1 protein-coding gene is annotated in these 236 nt (G+C 52.5%); it reads right to left on the reverse strand.

Annotated elements, in window-relative coordinates; all coding sequences use genetic code 11:
* A partial coding sequence (locus AW17_RS24575) for an MBG domain-containing protein (protein ID WP_036670901.1) occupies positions 1-236 on the reverse strand: 236 nt, incomplete at both ends.

Here is a 236-nt window from a genome sequence, read left to right on the forward strand (position 1 = left end):
CTTTGGTTATCTGCCGCGATGGTTAATGCCGCCTTGGTGACCGTCAAAGTTCCTGCCGTATAGCTGATGCTGTAGTTAGATGATACCGCTCCGCTTGCCGTGATCGGGTATGTTCCTGCTCCGCTGCCGGTCACGGCTGTCGTGCTGATGCTTGGTTGCGTCGTCAAACTGGTATTCGTATCGCCGTTCACAAAGCCCGTATAAGTGACCGTTAATGTTGGGTTAGCTGTACCATA

The sequence above is a fragment of the Pedobacter borealis DSM 19626 genome (assembly GCF_000708285.2).
GTDB lineage: Bacteria > Bacteroidota > Bacteroidia > Sphingobacteriales > Sphingobacteriaceae > Pedobacter > Pedobacter borealis.